This is a genomic window from Sphingobium quisquiliarum P25 (assembly GCF_000445065.1).
GTDB classification, from domain to species: Bacteria; Pseudomonadota; Alphaproteobacteria; order Sphingomonadales; family Sphingomonadaceae; genus Sphingobium; species Sphingobium quisquiliarum.
Genome location: NZ_ATHO01000105.1, coordinates 1 through 7,434, shown reverse-complemented (window position 1 = coordinate 7,434; position 7,434 = coordinate 1). Strand labels below are relative to the sequence as shown.

Below are 7,434 nucleotides of genomic sequence, written 5' to 3'. Positions count from 1 at the left end.
CCGCCCGCCGCGCCTGTGCGCCTCGCCGACATGGGCGCAGGCGCTGGCGTCGGTGCGATCGTCGCGCACCGGCTGTGCCCCGGCGCGCGGCTGATCATGACCGACATCAACCCCAAAGCACTGCGGCTCGCCCGGATCAACGCCAGCGCGGCAGGCGTCGAAGCGGAATTCATCGAAAGCGACGGCCTGACCGGCGTCGATGATCCGATTGACCTGGTGCTCGCCAACCCGCCCTATATCATCGACCCGGCGAAGCGCGCCTACAGGGACGGCGGCGCATCGCATGGCGGCGCGGCGGCGCTCGACATGACGCGCCAGGCGCTCGACCGGCTGGCGGAGGGCGGCCGCTTCATCCTCTATACCGGATCGGCGATCGTGGACGGCAAGGATGTTCTGCGCGAGGCGCTGACCGGGATGGCTGGCGCGGCGGGCTGCGCCATGTGCTATGAAGAACTGGACCCGGATGTATTCGGGGAGGAACTGGCGAACGAAGCCTATCGGGAGGTTGACCGGATCGCCGTGGTCGGCGCCGTCTTCCAGCGTTGAAGCGGATCGCCCCTGATGGAAACCAACCGCCTAATCATGAAGTGAAGCGCTTCAACAGGCTCAGCCCGAACGGATTTTAGTTCAGCAAACAGATATTCCGCCCAAGAAAAAGGCGGCATCCCCTAAAGGACGCCGCCCGATTTCCCCGGCACAGCCGGTCAGCGAGCCCCGCGCAAGGCCGGGCGCACCGATTACTTGAGCTCGACGGTCGCGCCGGCTTCTTCCAGCTGCTTCTTGAGCTTTTCGGCTTCGTCCTTGCTGACGCCTTCCTTGACGGCCTTCGGCGCGCCTTCGACCAGAGCCTTGGCTTCGGTGAGGCCCAGGCCGGTGATGGCGCGGACTTCCTTGATGACGTTGATCTTCTTGCCGCCGTCGCCGGTCAGGACCACGTCGAATTCGCTCTGCTCTTCAGCAGCCGGAGCGCCGCCAGCGGCGCCACCGGCCGGAGCGGCAACCGCCACGGCAGCAGCGGCCGAAACGCCCCACTTTTCTTCCAGAGCCTTCGACAGCTCGGCGGCTTCGAGTACGGTCAGGGCCGACAGCTGATCGACCAGAGCATTGATATCTGCCATGTTAATCTATTCCCTTCTGGGCGGGGCGCAGCGCCCCTCAATGAGAGTGTGAAAAGGTTATTCCGAAACGTCCCGCTGCCCTTAGGCCGCGTTCTTTTCCGCATAGGCGTTGAAGACCCGTGCGAGCTGGGCCGCCGGCGCCTGGGTGACGGTCGCGAGCTTGGTCGCGGGTGCAACGAGCAGCCCGACGATCTTCGCGCGCAATTCATCCAGCGACGGCATCGAGGCGAGCGCCTTGACGCCCTCCGCGTTCAGCAGCACTTCGCCCATCGCGCCGCCAACGATCTCAAGCTTGTCGTTGGTCTTGGCGAAATCGACCGCAACCTTGGCGGCTGCGACCGGATCGGCCGAGGAGGCGAGGCCAACCGGGCCGGTCAGCAGGTCGCTGATGCCGGTGTAGCTGGTGCCTTCAAGGGCGATCTTGGCGAGGCGGTTCTTCGTAACCTTGTAGGTCGCACCGGCATCGCGCATCTTCTGGCGCAGGTCCGTCGACTGGGCGACGGTCATGCCGAGGTTGCGGGTCACGACGACCACGCCAACCTCTGCCAGATGTGCGTTCAGCGCGGAAACGACCTCAGCCTTCTGATTACGATCCATGCCATTCTCCACTTCATGTCCGCCCGGAATGCCCGGACGAACGGCAAAAACCCGCGCTTGCACGCGGGGCATTAGTCCGAAGGGGAGAGATCGACTGACCCGCATCCTCATGGGAAAACAGGCAGACCCGGACAGGTCGAACCCGGCCGGTAAAGAACTTTTCCCCGTCTAGGTTGGAGATTAAGAAGGACCGATTTCCTTCGCCAACTGTCTCGGACGGAAGACCCCAAGGGGTCTGCTGCGGGCGCCTTTAGCGGCAAAGCAGCGCGGAGTCACGCATATTCTGATCCTCCCCATCGCAGACGGGGAGGACGCGTTTGCGCTCTTAGACCCGGTCCGCCTGCACCACCGTGTCCAGCGCCCGCAGCGCCGACAATATCCGGTTCAGATGCTGGGCGTCGTTCACCTCAAGGTCGATGATGTCGGTGTGGAACGGCCCGTCGCGGTTCACCAGTTGCAGGTTGAGGATGTTCGCCTTGGTCGCGCCGAACACGTTGGTCACCGCCGCCAGCGCGCCCGGCTGGTTCTTGACGATGACTTGGAGCCGCGCCGTGCCGCCCTTGGACTTGCTGTCCCAGGCAAGGTCGATCCAGTCGTCATCCTGCCCCGCCTCCAGCGACCGGCAGTCGATCGTATGCACCTCGATCGGTTCGCCGGTGCGGCGCACGCCCACGATCCGGTCGCCGGGAACGGGGTGGCAGCAATCTCCCAGATTATAGGCGATGCCCGGCGTCAGACCGCGGATCGACACGGGCGCGTGCTGGCGCGGATGCGCTTCCTCGACGCCTTCGGCGCTGGTGGAGCCGGGGACCAGCGCCTCCATCACCTCGAAATCGCGCAGCCGGTGGGTGGCGATGGCGATCATCAACGCAGCGCGATCCTCCAGCTTCAAGCGCTTGAGCGCGGCCTTGAGCGCCTTTTCGCCCAGTTCGCTGGCCAGTTCGGGGGAAAAGCGGCCGATGATCTCCTCATACAGCTTTTCGCCCAGCGCAATCTCTTCCCCGCGCTGCTTCTGGCGGATGTAGCGGCGGATGGCGGCGCGCGCCTTGCCGGTCACGGCAAAGGTCAGCCAGCCCGGCTGCGGCTCCTGCCCCTCCGATTTCAGGATTTCGACCTGATCGCCATTTTCAAGGGTGGTGCGCAGCGGCACCACGCGCCCGTTGACCTTCGCGCCTACGGTCTGGTTGCCCAGCGACGTGTGCACCGCATAAGCGAAGTCCACCGGCGTCGATCCCTTGGGCAACTGGTGCAGCTCGCCCTTGGGGGAGAAAGCGAAGATGCGGTCCTGATACATCGCCATGCGGGTATGTTCGAGCAACTCGTCCGCGTCCTGGCTCTGCTCCAATATCTCGACCAGATCGCGCAGCCATGCCGCCTGATGGTCGCGCGCGTCGCTTTTCTGTTTGTAGGCCCAGTGCGCCGCCAGCCCCAGTTCCGCGTCATGATGCATGTCGCGGCTGCGGATCTGCACCTCGATGCGGGCATTGTCCTGATGGATGACGGTGGTGTGCAGCGACCGATAGCCGTTGCGCTTGGGGGTGGAGATGTAATCCTTGAACCGCCCCGGCACCATTTTATAGGTCTGGTGTATGACGCCCAGCGCGCGGTAGCAATCCTCCGCCGTTTCGGTGATGACGCGGAACGCCATGACATCGGTCAGCTGTTCAAAGCTGATGTGCCGCTCCTGCATCTTCCTCCAGATGGAATAGGGATGCTTTTCGCGGCCCGACACGGTGACCGGCAGCCCCTTTCCGCCCAGCAGCAATTGCAGTTCCGCGCCGATGCGGTCGACCTTGTCATGGCCGCCTTCCTTCAACTGCTCCAGCCGCTTGGTGATGCTGTCATAGGCTTCCGGCTCCAGTTCCCGGAAGGCCAGAAGCTGCATTTCGCGCATGAAGTCGTACATGCCGATCCGCTCCGCCAGCGGGGCGTAGATGTCCATCGTCTCCTTGGCGATGCGGCGGCGCTTGGTTTCATTCTTGATGAAGTGCAGCGTGCGCATATTGTGCAGCCGGTCGGCCAGCTTCACCAGCAGCACGCGGATATCGTCGGACATGGCGAGCAGGAACTTGCGGAGATTTTCCGCCGCCCGCTCATTCTCGCTCATCGCCTCGATCTTGCTGAGCTTGGTGACGCCGTCGACCATGCGCGCGACATCCTTGCCGAACGCGCTCTCTATCTCGTCATAGGTGACCAGCGTGTCTTCGATCGTGTCGTGCAGCAGCGCGGTCACGATGGTCTGATCGTCCAGGTTGAAGTCAGTCAGGATGCCCGCCACCTCGATCGGGTGGCTGAAATAGGGGTCTCCGCTGGCGCGTTTCTGGCTCCCATGCTTCTGGACGGAAAAGACATAGGCGCGGTTGATCATCGCTTCATCCGCGTTCGGATCGTAGCGCTTCACGCGTTCGACAAGTTCGTACTGGCGTAACATCGTTTCCCGATTGTGTGGGAAGCACCTTGCTGTGCAACAAAAAAATCCCATCTTGGGGCAAATAGGCTGCGCTTTTGCAACGGCTGTGGCTTTGAGCTATCTAGGCGGAACGATGAAGCACAATCTGGCGCAGGATCTGGAACAATGCGCGCTGCCCAGCGCGCTGGAGATGATGGGGGAGCGCTGGTCGTTCCTCATTCTGCGCGGCGCGCTGTCCGGCATCCGCCATTTCGAGGAATTTCAATCGACCCTGGGCATCGCCCGCAACATCCTTGCCAACCGGCTCGCCCGGCTGGTGGAAAACGGCATCATGGTGCGCCAGCCGATGCAGTGCGACCGGCGCAAGGTGGAATATCGCCTGACGGAAAAGGGGCAGGAACTCGCCCCCGCCATGATCGCATTGCGGCAATGGGGCGAAAAATGGGGCTGCGGCACCTTGTCCTGCCAGGTGCTGGCGGACCGGCGGGACGGAAAGCCCATCCGCAAGATCGTGATCCAGGCGCATGATGGCCGCGCATTGGAACTCAGCGACCTTGTGTGGCTGTGCCCCGACGAAATCACGCCGGTCGCAGAGGAACCGGCGGCGGCGGCCTGAGCCCGCGTGGTTCGCGGCGCGGCTTCACCCCTGCCATGAAATCGCCTAGGCTGGCGGCAATGTCTGTCCATCGCATCCAGCCTCAGCCCTTTTTCGCTGACAAGAACCGCGCCTTCTGGAACCTGCAATTCGCCGGGTGGGCGGGCGCGTTCCTGCTGCGCGGGTCGTCCACCATCGCCAATGGCCAGCCGCTCTCCAGCCTGATCCCGGTGATGATATCGACCGTGACGGGCTATTCGGTGACGCTGCTGATCGCGGTCGTCTTCCGCTTCCTGCAACGGCAACGGCCGATCGTCACCTGGGGCGCTTCGATCCTGACCGTGGTGCTGGCGGCGGGGCTGGTCGCCTTTATCGACGCCTGGGTCTTTTCCACCCAGAACCGGGCGAGCGAGACCGCCGGACTGCAACTGTTCCTGGGCGCATTCTACCTTAGCATCACGCTGCTGGGGGCATGGTCGGCGCTCTATTACGCCATCAACTTCTATCTGACGGTGGAGGAGCAGGCGGACCAGCTTCTGCGCCTGGAAAATCAGGCGTCCAGCGCCCAACTGGCCATGCTGCGCTACCAGCTCAATCCGCATTTCCTGTTCAATACGCTCAACAGCATCTCGACGCTTGTCCTGCTCAAGCAGACCGACCGGGCGAACGCCATGCTGTCCCGCCTGTCGTCCTTCCTGCGCTACACGCTGATCAACGAACCGACCGCGCAGGTGACGATCGAGCAGGAGGTGGAGACGCTGAAACTCTATCTGGAGATCGAGAAGATGCGGTTCGAGGACCGCCTGCGCCCGGTCTTCAACATCGATCCGGCCGTGGCGCAATCGCGCCTGCCGTCGCTGCTGCTCCAGCCGCTGGTCGAAAATGCCATCAAATATGCCGTCACGCCCAAGGAGGAGGGGGCCGAAATCTCGATCACCGCGCAGCCTGCCGGTGAAAATGTGCGGATCGTCGTATCGGACAGCGGTCCGGGATTGAACGAGGGGTTCACCCGTCCGAACAATCCCGCCAGCGAAGGAACGGGAGTTGGCTTGGCGAATATCCGCGATCGTCTGATTCAGGCCTTCGGGGAACGACAAAGCTTTGAGACGCGTTCCACGCCGGGCGGTTTTTCGGTCGTGATCGAAATGCCGCTTAATCTGGATGAACCATCGAAAGTGGCCGCATGACCATCAGAACAATCCTCGTCGATGACGAAAGCCTGGCTATCCAAGGCCTGAAGCTCCGTCTGGAAGCGCATGAGGATGTCGAAATCGTAGAAACCTGCTCGAATGGCCGCGAAGCCATCCGCGCTATCAAGACGCATAAACCCGACCTTGTGTTCCTCGACATTCAGATGCCCGGTTTCGACGGCTTTTCCGTTGTGCAGGGGCTCATGGAGGTGGAGCCGCCGCTGTTCATCTTCTGCACCGCCTATAGCGACCATGCGATCCGCGCGTTCGAAGCGCAGGCGGTCGACTATCTCATGAAGCCGGTGGACGAGGGCCGCCTTGCCGACGCGCTCGACCGCGTGCGCCAGCGCCTCACGGAAAAGCGGCAGGTGCAGGAAGCGGAAAAGCTGCGCGAAGTGCTGGCCGAAGTCGCGCCCGACGCGATGAACGAGTTCGCCGCCGACGAGGAAGCGCCTTCGTCCAACCGCTTCGAAAAGCTCATCAACATCAAGGATCGCGGGCAGATTTTCCGCGTGGACGTGGATTCGATCGAGCGGATCGACGCCGCGGGCGACTATATGTGCATCTACACCGCCGACAATTCGCTGATCCTGCGTGAAACGATGAAGGATCTTGAGAAACGGCTCGACCCGCGCAACTTCCAGCGCGTCCACCGCTCCACGATCGTCAACCTGAGCCAGGTGCGCCAGGTCAAGCCGCACACCAACGGCGAATGCTTCCTGGTGCTGGAATCCGGCGCGCAGGTAAAGGTCAGCCGCTCCTATCGCGACGTGGTGGCGCGCTTCGTGCATTAAGGGCACGGCCGTTCATTTGAACACCCATTGCCTGTTCAGGCTGAACACCACCGCAGGCGTCACGAACAGCATGGCCGGGATGGGCGACCATTCCGGCCATCGCATATGCGTGACGCACAGGAAGACCCACAACGCGTTGAGCGCATAGCTGACCAGCGACACGGCGACGAATTTGAACCCGCGCGCCGCCTGATTGCCGCGTGTCCCGTGCCCCCGGAAGGTGAAGAGGCTGTGCGTCACATAGCCGATGATCACCGCCGCCACATAGCCAATGCCGTTGGCCAGTTGCGGATGCAGCCCGGCGGGGGCCGCCAATGTCCAGTAGATCGCCGCCTGGCAGGCGGTGATGAACAGGCCGCTGACGCCATAGCGGACGATCTGCCAGAACAGGGCCTGCCGGCCGGCGGACAGATGGCCAAGGATTTTCATGGATCGCCCCGTTGCGCTTTGTTGGGGAGCCTCTAATCCACGCGCCATGAACTTGCAAAGCAGCGTCACCCTGCGGGCGCGTCTCATGCCATGGCTCATGCGCCTGTCCGGCGGGGCGGAGCGGCATTGGGCGTGGCTGGTCTTTCTGATGTGGGTCGTGGCGGTCACCTGCTTCCTGGTCATGCGCTGGCCCTCCATCCACTGGCTGACGCTGAACGATACCGACGACAATATCCGCTACCTGCAAGTGCGGGACTGGCTGGCGGGGCAGGGCTGGTACGATCTGCGGCAGTACCGGCTC

The 7,434-nt window shown here is 62.9% G+C and carries 8 protein-coding genes and 1 pseudogene; 5 read left to right on the top strand and 4 right to left on the bottom strand.

Annotated elements, in window-relative coordinates; genetic code table 11:
- Positions 1 to 546, top strand: a 546-nt coding sequence (locus L288_RS33830; RefSeq protein ID WP_021238671.1) for a methyltransferase, incomplete at its 5' end; no start/stop codon positions are given.
- A 191-nt stretch (positions 547 to 737) separates the two neighbouring features.
- Here the strand turns inward: L288_RS33830 and rplL are convergent.
- From rplL to L288_RS33815, 3 genes are all read right to left on the bottom strand, one after another.
- Positions 738 to 1,118, bottom strand: a complete 381-nt coding sequence (gene rplL, locus L288_RS33825) for a 50S ribosomal protein L7/L12 (protein WP_021238670.1) — start codon at positions 1,116 to 1,118, stop codon at positions 738 to 740.
- Between the two features lie 81 nt (positions 1,119 to 1,199).
- Entirely contained in the window at positions 1,200 to 1,715 is a 516-nt protein-coding gene (gene rplJ / locus L288_RS33820) for a 50S ribosomal protein L10 (protein WP_030540157.1), read from the bottom strand.
- Positions 1,716 to 2,040: 325 nt separating this feature from the next.
- Positions 2,041 to 4,146: a RelA/SpoT family protein gene (locus L288_RS33815; protein ID WP_021238668.1), complete on the bottom strand. Its 2,106-nt coding sequence runs from the start codon at positions 4,144 to 4,146 to the stop codon at positions 2,041 to 2,043.
- Between the two features lie 112 nt (positions 4,147 to 4,258).
- On the opposite strand from L288_RS33815, the gene L288_RS33810 reads away from it, so the two are divergent.
- The 3 genes from L288_RS33810 to L288_RS33800 are packed head-to-tail and all read left to right on the top strand — an operon-like array spanning position 4,259 to position 6,704.
- Positions 4,259 to 4,741, top strand: a complete 483-nt coding sequence (locus L288_RS33810) for a winged helix-turn-helix transcriptional regulator (RefSeq protein ID WP_021238667.1) — start codon at positions 4,259 to 4,261, stop codon at positions 4,739 to 4,741.
- 59 nt (positions 4,742 to 4,800) lie between these two features.
- Positions 4,801 to 5,907 carry a sensor histidine kinase gene (locus L288_RS33805; protein WP_021238666.1) on the top strand — a complete coding sequence of 369 codons (1,107 nt, stop codon included), beginning with the start codon at positions 4,801 to 4,803 and terminating at the stop codon, positions 5,905 to 5,907.
- Positions 5,904 to 6,704, top strand: a complete 801-nt coding sequence (locus L288_RS33800) for a LytR/AlgR family response regulator transcription factor (RefSeq protein WP_021238665.1) — start codon at positions 5,904 to 5,906, stop codon at positions 6,702 to 6,704. The genes L288_RS33805 and L288_RS33800 overlap by 4 nt, the downstream gene beginning before the upstream one ends.
- 12 nt (positions 6,705 to 6,716) lie before the next feature.
- Here the strand turns inward: L288_RS33800 and L288_RS33795 are convergent, their stop codons facing one another.
- Positions 6,717 to 7,133, bottom strand: coding sequence for a GtrA family protein (locus L288_RS33795; RefSeq protein WP_021238664.1), 417 nt, complete (start codon positions 7,131 to 7,133; stop codon positions 6,717 to 6,719).
- A 46-nt stretch (positions 7,134 to 7,179) separates the two neighbouring features.
- Between L288_RS33795 and L288_RS33790 the strand changes: the two are divergent.
- Positions 7,180 to 7,434, top strand: a pseudogene (locus L288_RS33790) (hypothetical protein); the annotation flags it as partial.

Coding starts and splice junctions, on each gene's coding strand:
- rplL (WP_021238670.1), bottom strand. CDS start 1,118: ATGGCAGATATCAATGCTCTGGTCGATCAGCTGTCGGCCCTGACCGTA.
- rplJ (WP_030540157.1), bottom strand. CDS start 1,715: ATGGATCGTAATCAGAAGGCTGAGGTCGTTTCCGCGCTGAACGCACAT.
- L288_RS33815 (WP_021238668.1), bottom strand. CDS start 4,146: ATGTTACGCCAGTACGAACTTGTCGAACGCGTGAAGCGCTACGATCCG.
- L288_RS33810 (WP_021238667.1), top strand. CDS start 4,259: ATGAAGCACAATCTGGCGCAGGATCTGGAACAATGCGCGCTGCCCAGC.
- L288_RS33805 (WP_021238666.1), top strand. CDS start 4,801: ATGTCTGTCCATCGCATCCAGCCTCAGCCCTTTTTCGCTGACAAGAAC.
- L288_RS33800 (WP_021238665.1), top strand. CDS start 5,904: ATGACCATCAGAACAATCCTCGTCGATGACGAAAGCCTGGCTATCCAA.
- L288_RS33795 (WP_021238664.1), bottom strand. CDS start 7,133: ATGAAAATCCTTGGCCATCTGTCCGCCGGCCGGCAGGCCCTGTTCTGG.